Annotated in this window: 14 protein-coding genes and 2 pseudogenes; 12 read left to right on the forward strand and 4 right to left on the reverse strand. The window is 34.3% G+C overall.

Features of this window, described 5'->3' with window-relative positions:
- Nucleotides 1-6: 6 nt before the first annotated feature.
- The gene (locus CLOCL_RS03885; RefSeq protein WP_014254132.1) at nt 7-702 is read right to left on the reverse strand and encodes a stalk domain-containing protein; all 696 of its coding nucleotides are present in this window, start codon (nt 700-702) and stop codon (nt 7-9) included.
- 259 nt (nt 703-961) lie between these two features.
- Between CLOCL_RS03885 and cooS the strand changes: the two genes are divergently transcribed.
- The 10 genes from cooS to CLOCL_RS03935 all read left to right on the forward strand — a co-directional run bounded on the left by cooS (nt 962) and on the right by CLOCL_RS03935 (nt 9484).
- Complete coding sequence (cooS, locus tag CLOCL_RS03890; protein ID WP_014254133.1) at nt 962-2971, forward strand: anaerobic carbon-monoxide dehydrogenase catalytic subunit; 2010 nt, start codon at nt 962-964, stop codon at nt 2969-2971.
- A gap of 9 nt (nt 2972-2980) precedes the next feature.
- On the forward strand, nt 2981-3973 hold the full coding sequence (locus CLOCL_RS03895) for an ABC transporter substrate-binding protein (RefSeq protein WP_014254134.1): 993 nt from the start codon (nt 2981-2983) through the stop codon (nt 3971-3973).
- Nucleotides 3973-4752, forward strand: coding sequence for an ABC transporter permease (locus CLOCL_RS03900; RefSeq protein WP_014254135.1), 780 nt, complete (start codon nt 3973-3975; stop codon nt 4750-4752). Before CLOCL_RS03895 ends, CLOCL_RS03900 begins: the two co-directional genes overlap by 1 nt.
- A 1-nt stretch (nt 4753) precedes the next feature.
- Entirely contained in the window at nt 4754-5524 is a 771-nt protein-coding gene (locus tag CLOCL_RS03905; RefSeq protein WP_014254136.1) for an ABC transporter ATP-binding protein, read from the forward strand.
- A gap of 131 nt (nt 5525-5655) precedes the next feature.
- Nucleotides 5656-6432, forward strand: a complete 777-nt coding sequence (locus CLOCL_RS03910) for a hypothetical protein (protein WP_014254137.1) — start codon at nt 5656-5658, stop codon at nt 6430-6432.
- Nucleotides 6433-6945: 513 nt separating this feature from the next.
- Complete coding sequence (locus CLOCL_RS03915) at nt 6946-7386, forward strand: zinc ribbon domain-containing protein (RefSeq protein WP_245532835.1); 441 nt, start codon at nt 6946-6948, stop codon at nt 7384-7386.
- Nucleotides 7387-7788: 402 nt separating this feature from the next.
- A complete protein-coding gene (locus CLOCL_RS03920) occupies nt 7789-8088 on the forward strand; it encodes a hypothetical protein (RefSeq protein WP_027622593.1) in 300 nt (99 codons plus the stop codon).
- A 56-nt stretch (nt 8089-8144) separates the two neighbouring features.
- The gene (locus CLOCL_RS03925; protein WP_027622594.1) at nt 8145-8375 is read left to right on the forward strand and encodes a stalk domain-containing protein; all 231 of its coding nucleotides are present in this window, start codon (nt 8145-8147) and stop codon (nt 8373-8375) included.
- A gap of 9 nt (nt 8376-8384) precedes the next feature.
- Entirely contained in the window at nt 8385-8597 is a 213-nt protein-coding gene (locus tag CLOCL_RS03930; protein WP_338029053.1) for a stalk domain-containing protein, read from the forward strand.
- Between the two features lie 86 nt (nt 8598-8683).
- Nucleotides 8684-9484 (forward strand): DUF5050 domain-containing protein, encoded by an 801-nt coding sequence (locus CLOCL_RS03935; protein WP_014254139.1) that lies wholly within the window; start codon nt 8684-8686, stop codon nt 9482-9484.
- A 46-nt stretch (nt 9485-9530) separates the two neighbouring features.
- Here the strand turns inward: CLOCL_RS03935 and CLOCL_RS23915 are convergent, their stop codons facing one another.
- The 3 genes and pseudogenes from CLOCL_RS23915 to CLOCL_RS23925 all read right to left on the reverse strand — a co-directional run.
- A complete protein-coding gene (locus CLOCL_RS23915; RefSeq protein WP_476691456.1) occupies nt 9531-9734 on the reverse strand; it encodes a hypothetical protein in 204 nt (67 codons plus the stop codon).
- 128 nt (nt 9735-9862) lie between these two features.
- Nucleotides 9863-10261: a transposase gene (locus CLOCL_RS23920; RefSeq protein ID WP_476691457.1), complete on the reverse strand. Its 399-nt coding sequence runs from the start codon at nt 10259-10261 to the stop codon at nt 9863-9865.
- A gap of 332 nt (nt 10262-10593) precedes the next feature.
- Nucleotides 10594-11093, reverse strand: a pseudogene (locus CLOCL_RS23925) (transposase); the annotation flags it as partial.
- Between the two features lie 741 nt (nt 11094-11834).
- Between CLOCL_RS23925 and CLOCL_RS03945 the strand changes: the two are divergent.
- A complete protein-coding gene (locus CLOCL_RS03945; RefSeq protein ID WP_014254188.1) occupies nt 11835-12026 on the forward strand; it encodes a hypothetical protein in 192 nt (63 codons plus the stop codon).
- A 294-nt stretch (nt 12027-12320) separates the two neighbouring features.
- Nucleotides 12321-12778: pseudogene (locus CLOCL_RS22970) on the forward strand (cysteine peptidase family C39 domain-containing protein).
- The last annotated feature ends 13 nt before the right edge of the window (nt 12779-12791 follow it).

Consider the following 12791-nt stretch of genomic DNA (forward strand, 5'->3'; position numbering starts at 1 on the left):
ATGAGTTTATTTGTGAAGTGCCGCATCTATCAAACCGTAAGTTACGTTTGATATACCGAATGGGCTATTGTTACTTATTGCTATTCTAAGTATCTCAACTCCTGAAATGTCTACGTCAAAATCAATGGGAGGAACTCCTCCTGTCAATTCGGGAGATGTGTATAAAAGTTTACCGTCGCCATACAATTTTAAAGTGGCTTTATATGCAGTGTCTTTTGAGTCAAAGGAAAGAGCGAATTTACCGTTGATTTTGCTATATTTTTTATTTATAACATAGTCTGTATATATCCAGCCATAATATATCTCATATTTTATTGCTTTAGAACAAATATTGCCTGAGGAATCCTTAAAGTTGTTATTTTCAAGTCTAAAACATTTATTTACAGTAGTATCGGATAGCAGATTGTAATATGCTAAATCATTAAGCCATACCATATTTTCATTATCTGTTATATGTACACTCTTTGTTGCCTCATCCCAGGTTACTTCCTTGCCAAGAGCTTCGGCAACTGTTCTTACAGGGAGATATGTAGTTCCATCGTAAATAAAGGGTTCCACAGTTTTTCCATTTCCGTCTTTAAGGTCTATCGGCAAGTCATTTATAAATATTTTTATATTATCGTAATATACATCGATGTTTTTTTTAACTGATTCAGCATAGGAAGTGGAAAAAAGTAGGCACAGAGAAATTAAAAAAAACACTTATCTTCTTAAAAATTTTCTTTGCCATTGCAGAATTCCTCCTGAAAATATAAATTGACTCAGTTGTAAATATATTTTTTTAATTTAAATGTGTTACAACTCATTTGGTAATTTTTTAAATTTTTGTATTAAATAATAAAACTAATAAAACTAATAGGAATAATAATAAATTACTATTGACTTAAAAAATAAGTATAAGGTATAATCAAAAACACGACTTAATATATAGGATTGATGTGGTTTAAAATGGGGGATTAATGTGAATTGGGACAGAAACATAAGATTTCATCATAGACATTTTGAAAGTGGAGAGGGGCATTACCACCATACTAATTGTGACTTTGATGATTATAACAATGCTGTTAATGAGTATAAGAAGAGCTTTCCGTCAAAGGTCAATGTGGTGGAGAATACTCCTGACCCTGCAGTAAGTGAGATGCTTGTACATATGGAGAAGCAAGGCTGTGAAACGTGCTTTGACCGCTTTGACAGTCAGAAGCCTCACTGTAATTTTGGCCTTGCGGGAGTTTGCTGCAAAAATTGCAATATGGGGCCATGCAGGGTGACCAAAAAGAGCCCCAGAGGAGTATGTGGAGCCGATGCTGACCTTATTGTGGCAAGGAATCTTTTAAGATGGGTGGCAGCTGGAGTAGCAGCTCATGGAGCAAGAGGCCGCGAAATAATGCTGGCCCTGAAGGCAGCGGGGGAGGGCATACTTAACATCCCCATTTCCGGAGAAGAGAAACTTAGAAAATCTGCTGCTCAGTTGGGAATATCCACTAAAGGCAAATCCAAGGAAGAGTTGGCAGTGGAAGTTGCAGATATTCTTCTTGAAGACTTGTCAAGAACGGTTCCGGGAAAGCATAAAACCTTAAGTGCTTTTGCAACTAAGGAAAGGATTGAAAAGTGGCGGGAGCTGGATCTTCTTCCTATAGGAGCATATCATGAAGTGTTTGAAGCTCTCCATCGAACCAGTACAGGGACCGATGGAGATTGGGAAAACATAATGAAACAGTTTTTAAGGTGTGGCCTGGCTTTTGCCTGGAGCAGTGTTTTGGGTTCTTCGATAGCTATGGACAGTTTATTCGGGTTGCCTGTTAGAAGTACAGTTAAAGCAAATTTGGGTGCTCTTAGGGAAGGCTATGTTAACATTGCCGTTCACGGGCATTCTCCTCTTTTGGTCAGTGAAATTGTAAAACAGGGAAGAAGTCAGGAATTTATACAACTGGCAAAAGAAAAAGGTGCCCTTGGTATACAGTTTTATGGAATATGCTGCTCGGGACTGTCGGCAATGTATCGTTATGGAGGCGTTATTCCGCTATCTAACGCTATCGGTGCTGAGCTTGTTCTCGGTACTGGGGCTATTGATTTATGGGTGGCGGATGTTCAGGATGTTTTTCCGTCAATAATGGACGTTGCAAAATGTTTTAAAACAACGGTTATTACCACCAGTGACTCTGGAAGACTTCCCGGGGCTGAGCATTATGGCTATGATCACCATCATTCAAATCTGGACGAAACCGAGAAATTGGCAAAGACTATTGCTAAAAGAGCCATTGAAAGTTTTGAGGGAAGAAGAAATGTTCCGGTGTTTATTCCTGATTATGAGGTGGATGCAGAGATTGGTTTTTCAGTAGAGTATGCTACCAGCCGTTTTGGAAGTATGGAGGTAATTGCAAAGGCTTTAAAAGAAGGTAAAATCCGTGGTGTGGTCAATTTGGTGGGCTGCAATAATCCGAGGGTGATGTATGAAAAAGCAATAGTGGATGTGGCACAAAAGCTGATTGAAAACAACATTCTGGTGCTTACTAACGGATGTGCGTCCTTTCCTCTCTTAAAGCTGGGCTATTGTAATGTTAAAGCATTGGAAAAAGCGGGGAAGGAACTTAAAGAATTTTTAGAGCCGGATTTGCCGCCGGTCTGGCATATGGGTGAGTGCCTTGATAATGCGAGGGCATCTGCTTTTTTCAGAGCATTGGCCGATAGCCTTGGAAAAGATATAAAAGATATGCCTTTTGCCTTTGCCAGTCCTGAATGGTCCAATGAAAAGGGAGTAGGCGCCGCTCTCGGATTTAGACTTCTGGGAATAAACTCCTATCATTCGGTTTATCCACCGGTACAAGGTTCAAAGAATGTAATGAAATATCTATTTGAAGATACGCAGAATACGATAGAAGCCGTCATGGTAGTGGAGGTAGACCCGATGAAGCTTGCCGATAGGATAATTTCAGATATAAATGAAAAGAGAAAGGCTTTGATGTGGAAATAGAGGGAGGTTATGGATGTGATAAGAAAGACAAAAATAGCTGTGATTTTTACTCTGATTTTGTTAATGATATTGAATCTTACAGGCTGCAACAGTAAAGACGGGGCAGTTGGAGCATTGAATAGCAAGTCCCAGGCAGGGGTTAAAACCATAAAGATTGCTTATTTGCCTATTACCCATGCTCTTCCCCTTTATGTAGAAAATGAATTGTCCAAGGAAAACTTTAAGAATTTTAAACTGGAGCTTGTAAAGTTCGGGTCATGGACAGAACTGGTGGATGCTTTGAACTCCGGCAATGTAGACGGTGCATCCATACTGATAGAACTTGCAATGAAAGCAAAAGAGCAGGGTATTGATTTAAAAGCAGTTGCTTTAGGACATAGAGACGGGAATGTGGTGGTGGTATCTAAAAATATCAATAAAGTTGAAGACTTGAAGGGAAAGAACTTTGCCATACCCAGCAAGCTTTCCACTCATAATGTTTTGCTGCATATTATGCTTCAAAAAAGCGGTCTAAAATATAGCGATGTAAATGTTGTTGAATTACCACCTCCGGAGATGGCGGCTGCTTTGGCTGAGGGAAGAATATCCGGTTATTGTGTGGCGGAACCTTTTGGAGCAAAATCAGTGGCATTAGATAAAGGTAAGACTTTATTTGAATCCCAGGATTTATGGGAGGGATCGGTATGCTGCGGATTGGTTCTCAGAAATGACTTCATTAAGGATAACGGGGTTATTGCTGAAGAGTTTATCAAGGAATACATAAAAGCAGGAGAAAAAGCTGAATCAAAAGATGAGGTAATTCGTGATATTGCTGAAAAATACTTGAAAGCGGAAGAACAGGTGCTGGATTTGTCCCTTAAATGGATTTCCTATGAAAACCTGAAGCTGGAGGAAAAAGACTATAATGAGCTTTCAAAATACATGGTGGAAATGGGGCTTTCTGAAAATCCTCCGCTGTACAGTGAGTTTGTAGATAATACATTTATAGGAAAAGTGAAGTGATGAAAATGGAAGCGTTAAAAAAGATATTGAAGATTGTTGTAAGCATAGCTGCACTTTTAGGTATTTGGCAATTGGCGGTGCTTTCCGGAAGATACGAATCGTCACTTCTTCCTTCACCGGCCAAAGTTATTGAGGGAATGACAGAATTGATAGAGGACGGAACTTTATTAACTCATTTTAAAGTAAGCCTTACCCGATTCTTTATTGGGTATTTGGCAGCAATAATAGCCGGAATAACTCTTGGACTTTTGCTGGGCTGGAACAAAAGTGTATGGTCTTTTATTGAGCCGATTGTGCAGGTGTTAAGGCCGGTTTCGCCTATTGCATGGTTCCCTTTTATTGTTCTGTGGTTTGGAATCGGGGATACTCCGGCCATTGTTATTATCTTTATAGCAGGCTTTTTTCCAATCCTTCTTTCTACTGTTTCGGGGGTTGGAAATGTGGATGCGATTTATTTGAAAGTGGCTAATAACTTTGGAATCCGGCAGCCGCAGTTGCTTTTTAAAATTATTCTTCCGGCAGCCTTCCCATTGATTGCAAACGGCCTGCATTTAGCATTAGGGTCGGCCTGGGTGTTCCTGGTGGCCGGGGAAATGGTGGGTGCCCAGTCGGGACTGGGATACTTAATCATAGATGCAAGAAATTCTTTGAGATCGGATCTGGTTTTGGCAGGAATAATATTTATTGGAGCTTTGGGGCTTTTGCTGGATAGTTTGATCAAGCTTCTTGAAACCGGTATTGAAAAGCAGTGGGGAATATCCCGAAGGGGGATGAACTGATATGTATATTTCAATTGAGGGCGCGTCCCGAGAATACTTTTTTAAAGGCAGAAAAACTGTATCTCTTGAAAAGGTGAATTTGGAAATAGAAAAAGGTGAATTTATTTGCCTTTTAGGGCCAAGCGGCTGCGGGAAGACAACATTATTGAATTTGATTGCCGGTTTTGACAGGCCAACTTCAGGTGTTGTCAAAATTAATGGAGAAGTTGTTACAAAACCTTCTGCAAATAGAATTACTATATTTCAGAACTATGGACTGCTTCCCTGGAGAAGTGTCCTTCGAAATGTTGAACTTGGCCTGGAAAGCAAGAAAATAGATAAAAAGGAAAGAAGACGAATTGCCGAAGAATATATTGAACTGGTAGGTCTTTCGGCATATAAAAAGCATCATCCTTCCCAGCTTTCGGGAGGAATGCAGCAGAGGGTGGCTTTTGCAAGGGCATTGGCTGTTGATCCTGAGATACTGCTTATGGATGAACCCTTTGGGGCACTGGATGCAATGACCCGTATGAATATGCAGGATGAGATTGAGAGGCTGTGGCAAGAAAAGAAAAAAACAATAATTTTTGTGACTCATGATATAGAAGAAGCTGTCTTTTTGGCCGATAGAATTGTGATAATGACTCCAAGTCCCGGGAAAGTAAAAAGTGTCATTGAGGTGCCTTTGGCAAGGAAAAGGGACAGAACCGGAAGCGATTTCTTGAAAATCAGGGACAAGGTTTTTGCTGAATTCGAACTAAAGGCCAGAGACCAAACCGAATACTACCTCTAGAACAGGGGACGGTTCTCTGCTTGACATTACCCTACCTTTATTGTATATTTGTGGTAGGGTGTTTTTTCTAACATTGTTATGATATATTCATCAAAACCCGGTTTTTTTAATATTTTAGGTGGTAGATAATAATGAAAAAAAATGTATGTTTTTCATTCATACTATGCATAATGTTATTAATTACATCGTGCAGCGGATATAAAAGGCTTAATGAAATCAAAGCAATTGATTACTTCAGTGGAATTGAATGTACCATTCCGTTAAGAATCCCTTACGGTGCATTAACAAGTGAATTTTTACATACAGACGATGATATTTATGAATTAAAGGCAAAACTTGATGAAATTTCAAGTAAAGAGGGTAATTTTTCAGTACAAGATTTACCCTATGATGCTTTATTAATAGTTTATACTAAAGATTCAAAAAATGCCCTGTATTTAATTCAAGAATATCAATTGGGACAGCATTATCGACCTAAATACAGCCATCAATACAGATTTTCGGACTTTTCTGCCTGCCTTTATATGTCATCACAAATGAGAAAAGATGGTCTTATAAGTCAACGCATAGAAGGGATACCAATACCCCATCATTTACTGAGAGATATGTATGCCGGCAGCTACAATGATTACAATTACATTGAGGATGAATATGTAGTTAACGGAAATATTGAAGAATTTTATAAATTTTATCAGATGTTCCAGGAGTATTACGGTGAATATACACTTAATATTGTAAAAGAAGATAATGCACTTATATTAAAAAATTTACCTGTAAATATTAAATACATAAGTCCGGAAGGCAATCTTGATAGCAAAATCCAACCGATTATATTAAAGGAATTTAGAATTAATTTTTCTAAAAATGACAATTCAGAACCTGTTGTGACTTTCTCTTATGTTATTTAGTAGAACTATATTGACTATGTTTTCCTGTTTTGTGGTATTTGAGGATAGCGACGCAGAAAATACTTTCGGTAAATTATTGTTTTGGAACAAACAATTATAGAATTATTTCATGTCATTGAAATTCAAATATACTGTTACAGTGACATGTATTTAGGAAGAACTTGAAGAAACGTTGATGTTACAACGACTGAAGGTTTCAGATTTTTTGGAATTTTGATTTTGCCAGCAAACCCGATGGAGGCGGCTATAAGAATAAATATGGATATTATCAGCATAGTGAGAAGGTGGAGTAGTGGAAATTATTACTTGTTTTATGAACGCTTTATAGGAGAAAGAGGATTGATACTACCTGGTAGGATGAAAAATTTGAGAAAAAAGCTGATTAGTTGATTCTATTAAAGATTGGACGAGCTCTCTGTTGATTTATGTTTAAACCTGTATTTGTGGGATTGGCAGGTCTATGATTGAATATGTTTATAATAGCAAAAAGATGTAAAGGAAGAGAAGTAAAACATGTTTTGTGAAAATTGTGGTTCGAAATTGCCGGATGGATCTGAATCCTGTGCGCTATGTGAAGCAGAAAAAGATTCATTAATTTCTAAGAATTATATAAATAATACGTATTTATCTTATGTAAAAAGAAAGAAAAAAATAGTAATAGTGATTACATTAATTATTTTAATTGGAATTTCTGTCTTTTTTACGAGTTATACAAAGAAAAAAAGCGGTTTATATAATAATATTGCTTGGGGAACTTCTAGGGAAAAAGTTAGAAAAATGCTTGGAGATGATTTAATTAAAGGAGAAGTTTTTTCAAGCGATTTAACAATTATAGATGATTATGACGGAATGAAAGGTGTTAAAGCATATGTTAGCTATTTGTTTGAAGATGACAAACTTTGCGTAATCAGCTTAACATTATACAATAAAACAGTTCTTATACAGATTCAATGATTATAAAAAATACACTAATAAATTCAATAAATTATACGGAGAGAAAAGTGAAGATGGTAAATATTTTATATGGAAGGCTATAAAGAGTAACATAGAGCTTGAGCATTTAATAGATAGGGTTATTTCGATTCATTATTATGATAATGATTATAGATAATTCAATATTTGGAAAAGCAAAAAGATATTACATAAGTGTTTCAGTTTACCTGTGATATAATTATTTTTATGGAAATTATGTATAATGGATTAAAAAATTAGATTTATTAGCCCTGAGTTAGTGTGCATGGTTTGTGGACTGATAAGATTTTGGTCAAGAGCTTGATGTCCCAATTTTGTAGAACATTGAGTATTGTGAAAAATTATTACAACAATCCAACAATATTAACCGGGGGAGATTATATAATGAAATCCTTTGCCGTAAAATTATTAACACTAATTTTTATCATGAATGCTCTATTTACAATAAATGTGTTTGCAGGAACACCTTATACCACTATGCCATTGAGCAAGGCGGCAGAGTTTGAAGCTTTTGTAGAAGAAGGAGAAATGTATGTTAAAATAACAGATACTGTTACTAATATTGCTCAATCTATAAGTATAACTAAGAGCCCTATAAGAGAAGGGAATACTTTTAGTGTCCAAATGTGTTTAGGAACTTATGAATACTTTTATGGAACTACTGAAAAGTTGATTCTATTATAAAACTTGGTAATCTGGAAAACGGAAATTATAAGTTTGTTATCAAATATGAGGAAGAAATGCTTCCGGAGTCTGATAAAGAAGTGATAACTCACGAATTCGAATTTTCAGTACCTGTAGAAGTAAAAGAGAAAGAAATAAAAGTAAGCATCGACAATGTATTTTTAAGCTTAGAAAACCCGCCGGTTATTATAAATGATAGGGTTTTGATACCATTAAGTTCCGTTTTTGAAAAATTGGGCTGTAATGTGGAATGGGATGCTTCAGATAGAAAAAGGGCATATATATAAAAAGATGGCATTGATATTATGCTCACTGTTGGAAGCAATGTGGCAATCAGAAATGCAGACTTTGTTATAATGGATGTAACTCCTGAAATAATAGAAGACAGGATATACATGCCTATTCGCTTTGTATGTGAAAGTATTGGAAAAAGAGTTGAATGGAACAGTTTTAACAGGGAAGTTCAAATATATGATAATAAAGTGCCTGGAACACTTATTAAGCAGTAAGAAATTATGAGAGGCAGAACTTAAATTCGTTTTCACTTAATGAAGATAAAATCTATTTCATTGGCAATGATACTAAATTGTATAAAATGAATACAGACTTTTCGGAAGTAGAATTAATCAATGAAGTAGAATTAATCAATAATGATAACTACTCAAGTATATACGTATATAATGGATTTATTTATTCAAAATCAACTTTAAACGGTACTCATTATAGTAATGGAGTTCCATATAGTCATAAATTCAACATAGAGAACTTAGACGGAAGCGACAAGAGGGAACTAAAACAGGAGGAAATACAAAATAATGAGGTAATTGAGGATTGGGCTAACCATTTAAGAGAGAGGACGAATCTTGATGGTGCTATGGGCAGTGATTTTAAAATTGAATACCCTCTAACTTATCCTATAAAGATAGATGAAAACTGGTACACTGATGGATATATCAAAAAAAATATTTCTACTAATGAGGTTGAAAACATATATGACGTTTACATTAATTCGATTTTGGGAGTTTATGGAGAATGGATATACTTCTCTTCGAGTAGGGAATTAAATACAAGAAATAACTTATATAGAATTAAAACCGATGGTACAAATCTTAACAAGATTAGTGAAGGGACAATAGATGATGTAATTGTAAAGGACGGATGGATATATTATATTGACCATATTTTTAACGAAGTCAGGTTATTTAAGGTTAAAGAAGATGGAACACAAAGAAAAAAGATTTATATTATAAACCCATCAAAGTTTCTTTCGGCGAAAAAGCACTTTGTAGCGGTTTGGGATGAATGGATATATTACAGGGATTATAATAAAATATATAAGACCAAAATTGATGGCAGCGAAACAAAGATATTTTTAATTGAAGCAATTGAAAAATAGCATTAGAACAGGGGACGGTTCGAAACCACTGAAAAAGTAGGATTTTTTAAGCCGCTTTTACAGTTTTATACAGCCGAAAACATTTAATTCTAATTTTCAGAAGCAAAAAATAATGATTATTTTTACTTAAAGAGGATACCAGTTGGGCTATCCTCTTTAAATTTACTGCCAATGCTGTTAATTTTGATTGCATTGACATGCTTCTTAAGCCGTACCCTCGGGCACGGCTTAATCCATGAAATCTCTTCATCTCTCCATTTTTTCACTCTTGACTTGTTCGTTCTTTATATTTTTCTATAAATTCCTTCGTTTTTGCTCTTTGGCTGTATTCATAATATTCAGGTATATTTACACTTATTTCTAAAGTGTTTGATTTCCCTATTTTGAAGCATTGATCTTTTTTGGACACTTCTGACATCCTTCTACATCAAACTTATATTTCCATGATTCTCGACCGTCACTTTTTCTTATCTTTCTCTGCTTCTCTACGGTATAATTCCCATAATCACAAAACCATTGGTCCGAATCCTTATTATACGCATATTTACTCTCATCTATTTTGTATACCATTTCACTAATCGGTATGTATGCTTCGGCACCGTTTTCTTTTATTACATCTAAAATTGGCTTCCTGAAATATGCTTTATCCCCATATACCTCTTTTATTTCTATTCCGCTATCCTTTGTCAAATCAATTAATTCTTCAAATCCTGTACCGTCAACGTATGCACCGTTATATACCCTTACTGCCGTTATTATCCTTTCTTTTGTTGTCATTGCATACTCTGTTTTATATCCAAAAAACTTTCTGTTTTCGATTTATATCCTACTCTTGCATCCTGGTCTACTAATGACCTTATACTCTTTTGTTCTATAAATTTTGGGTCTTCTAATATCTCACGGGCTTTTTCTATAACTTTGTATGTTTTCGTATGTTTTTCCCGTTCAATTTTTTCTTCAACCTGCGCAATGACTTCTTCCACATAAGCCTTCATTGTCGCTTTTGCTTCTTTATGATCTGCTATTTCCTTATAGTTTGGAATATTTGTATTGATTTCTTCCGGTATCGCTCCTACCTCTTTTTCTAGATTTTTAAATATCTTTTTGGCAATATGCTTTAGTATCCTCTCGGGTACTTTTTTTACAGTATTGGCATGAGTGTGTGTACAATCAATACTAATTCCACCGGACTTAATTATATTTTTTTCTACACACTGTTTTACTACTTCAGTTATTATTTCATCCATTGTAACTTCCTGTAGCCTATGAACTCTGAATTTTGCCAGTAAACTCGGATGGGGAAGTTCTTCTTCAGGATTAATTCCAAGAAACCATAGGTATGCCAGATTTAATGAAGCTTCCTCGATTACACGTTCATCGGATAAGTTGTACAAATACTGAAGAATTAAAAGACTTAACATAAGTTCAGGTTCTTTTGCAGGTCGGCCATAATATTTACAATAGGATTTTTCCAATAGGATTTTTCGAGTAGCTTATTAATAAAACTAAAATCAATTGCATTATTTATTAATTTAAGTATATGATTTTCTGGAATTTTATTGTATAATATTGAATAGATGCTTAATTGATTATTTTTATCTTTTAGCATTAAAAAACCTCCTTTGTGGTGTTGGTTTGTCGTGATTCCATTATACCATTGAAGGAGGTTTTTTACTATATATTTGTTGAAATATATCGAATGTTTTACATTTTTTATTTGGCGTTTTTCAGTGGTTTCGGACGGTTCTCTGTTTGATATCACCCAACCGCTATTGTTAACTAAAGGTAGGGTGATTTTTTGATAAGAGACGCTGAGAGGCGATATAAACAGAAACACTTATTTTAGGATAGATAAGGTTTTAATATGTTAACAAATATGGAAAAAATATTAAGACAAGTTGTTTTTGTTCTAAAACCTTTACCATAACTAACCTTAAAATTATGAATGTTTGATAATTAAATTCATTAGTTATATTGGTCCATTCTTTTGTAATCGGTAAATTCTACAAATTTTTTTGTATAATTTATACTTTGAGTTTATTAAGATACAAAATATCTATAAACTAAAATAATTTAATTCTGAAAAATTATTTATAGTATATAATATTTTTTATATTTATCAGTCAGGATATTTATCGAGCCGAAGATATTTGGATAGGAGGAATTAGTGTAAATATCGGTTTTATTTTTAATTTGCAGACTAGTTGTTTGTAATGTTAAAGGTAGTAGAGAACATTGAAAAAACTGTATGTTTAGCATTAATATTATGCATATTTACCTTAATTACATCATGTACTGGATATAAGAAGCTTAATGAAATCAAGGCAACAGATTTCTTTAGCGGAATTGTGTGTTGTATTCCGTTAAAAATACCATCGGATTCGATTACAAGTGGATTTTTACATACGATGATGATATTGATGAATTAAAGGCAAGACTTGATGAAATTTCAAATAAAGAAGGAAGTTTTTCGGTGCAATATTTACCGTATAATGCCCTATTAATGTTTATACTAAAGATTCAAAAAATGCTCTTTATTTGATTCAAGAATATCGGCTAGGACCACTCAAAAAAATTAAATTGAATAAAATAATGTAAATAAATAGAAAAAATACATAAAAATGCATATAAAAACAAACAAAAAACAAATTGATAAAAAATAGAAAAATTGTTAATATAACTAGTGAATAATAACAAATATTGTATAATTAATCTATTAATTATATTTATTACAGATAAGTATTACATTAATTTTAGTTAATTATTGGGTGAAAAAATGAAATATACTTTTGTTAGACAACATGATGCCACTGATTGTGCAGCAGCATGTCTTGCGATGATATGTTTGCATTATAAAAAAGAAACTACGATAACAAAACTTAGAGATTTAATGGGTACCGATATAAAAGGTACAAATATAATTGGGTTAAAAAATGCTGTGATGAGTTGGGATTTACTTCTCAGGCGGTTCGAGTTGATAAGGAAGGTTTTTTGAGTGACTTTACTCTGCCGTGTATTGCGAATGTTATTACTAAAGAGGGACTTAGTCACTTTGTTGTAATATTTAAGAAAACTAAAAAACATGTTATAATAGGTGATCCTGCAAAGAATTTATTGAAGGTTAAGATAGACGAGTTTTACAAGGATTTTACAGGTGTATTACTCATATTGAAACCCAATCAGAATTTTGTAAGCGATAAGATAAAGGGAGAAAAAGTATTTTATAGATTCTTGAAGCTTTTATTACCGCAAAAAAACTTTTCATTTATTCAATTTTGGCTTCAATTATATTGACGATATTGGGAAT

The organism is Acetivibrio clariflavus DSM 19732, assembly GCF_000237085.1.
Taxonomy (GTDB): Bacteria; Bacillota; Clostridia; order Acetivibrionales; family Acetivibrionaceae; genus Acetivibrio; species Acetivibrio clariflavus.

Excerpts from the sequence above, each read along its gene's own strand:
- CLOCL_RS03895 (WP_014254134.1), top strand. The coding sequence starts at position 2,981 with ATGGATGTGATAAGAAAGACAAAAATAGCTGTGATTTTTACTCTGATT.
- CLOCL_RS03900 (WP_014254135.1), top strand. The coding sequence starts at position 3,973 with ATGAAAATGGAAGCGTTAAAAAAGATATTGAAGATTGTTGTAAGCATA.
- CLOCL_RS03905 (WP_014254136.1), top strand. The coding sequence starts at position 4,754 with ATGTATATTTCAATTGAGGGCGCGTCCCGAGAATACTTTTTTAAAGGC.
- CLOCL_RS03910 (WP_014254137.1), top strand. The coding sequence starts at position 5,656 with ATGAAAAAAAATGTATGTTTTTCATTCATACTATGCATAATGTTATTA.
- CLOCL_RS03915 (WP_245532835.1), top strand. The coding sequence starts at position 6,946 with ATGTTTTGTGAAAATTGTGGTTCGAAATTGCCGGATGGATCTGAATCC.
- CLOCL_RS03920 (WP_027622593.1), top strand. The coding sequence starts at position 7,789 with ATGAAATCCTTTGCCGTAAAATTATTAACACTAATTTTTATCATGAAT.
- CLOCL_RS03925 (WP_027622594.1), top strand. The coding sequence starts at position 8,145 with ATGCTTCCGGAGTCTGATAAAGAAGTGATAACTCACGAATTCGAATTT.
- CLOCL_RS03935 (WP_014254139.1), top strand. The coding sequence starts at position 8,684 with ATGAATACAGACTTTTCGGAAGTAGAATTAATCAATGAAGTAGAATTA.
- CLOCL_RS23915 (WP_476691456.1), bottom strand. The coding sequence starts at position 9,734 with ATGAAGAGATTTCATGGATTAAGCCGTGCCCGAGGGTACGGCTTAAGA.
- CLOCL_RS23920 (WP_476691457.1), bottom strand. The coding sequence starts at position 10,261 with ATGACAACAAAAGAAAGGATAATAACGGCAGTAAGGGTATATAACGGT.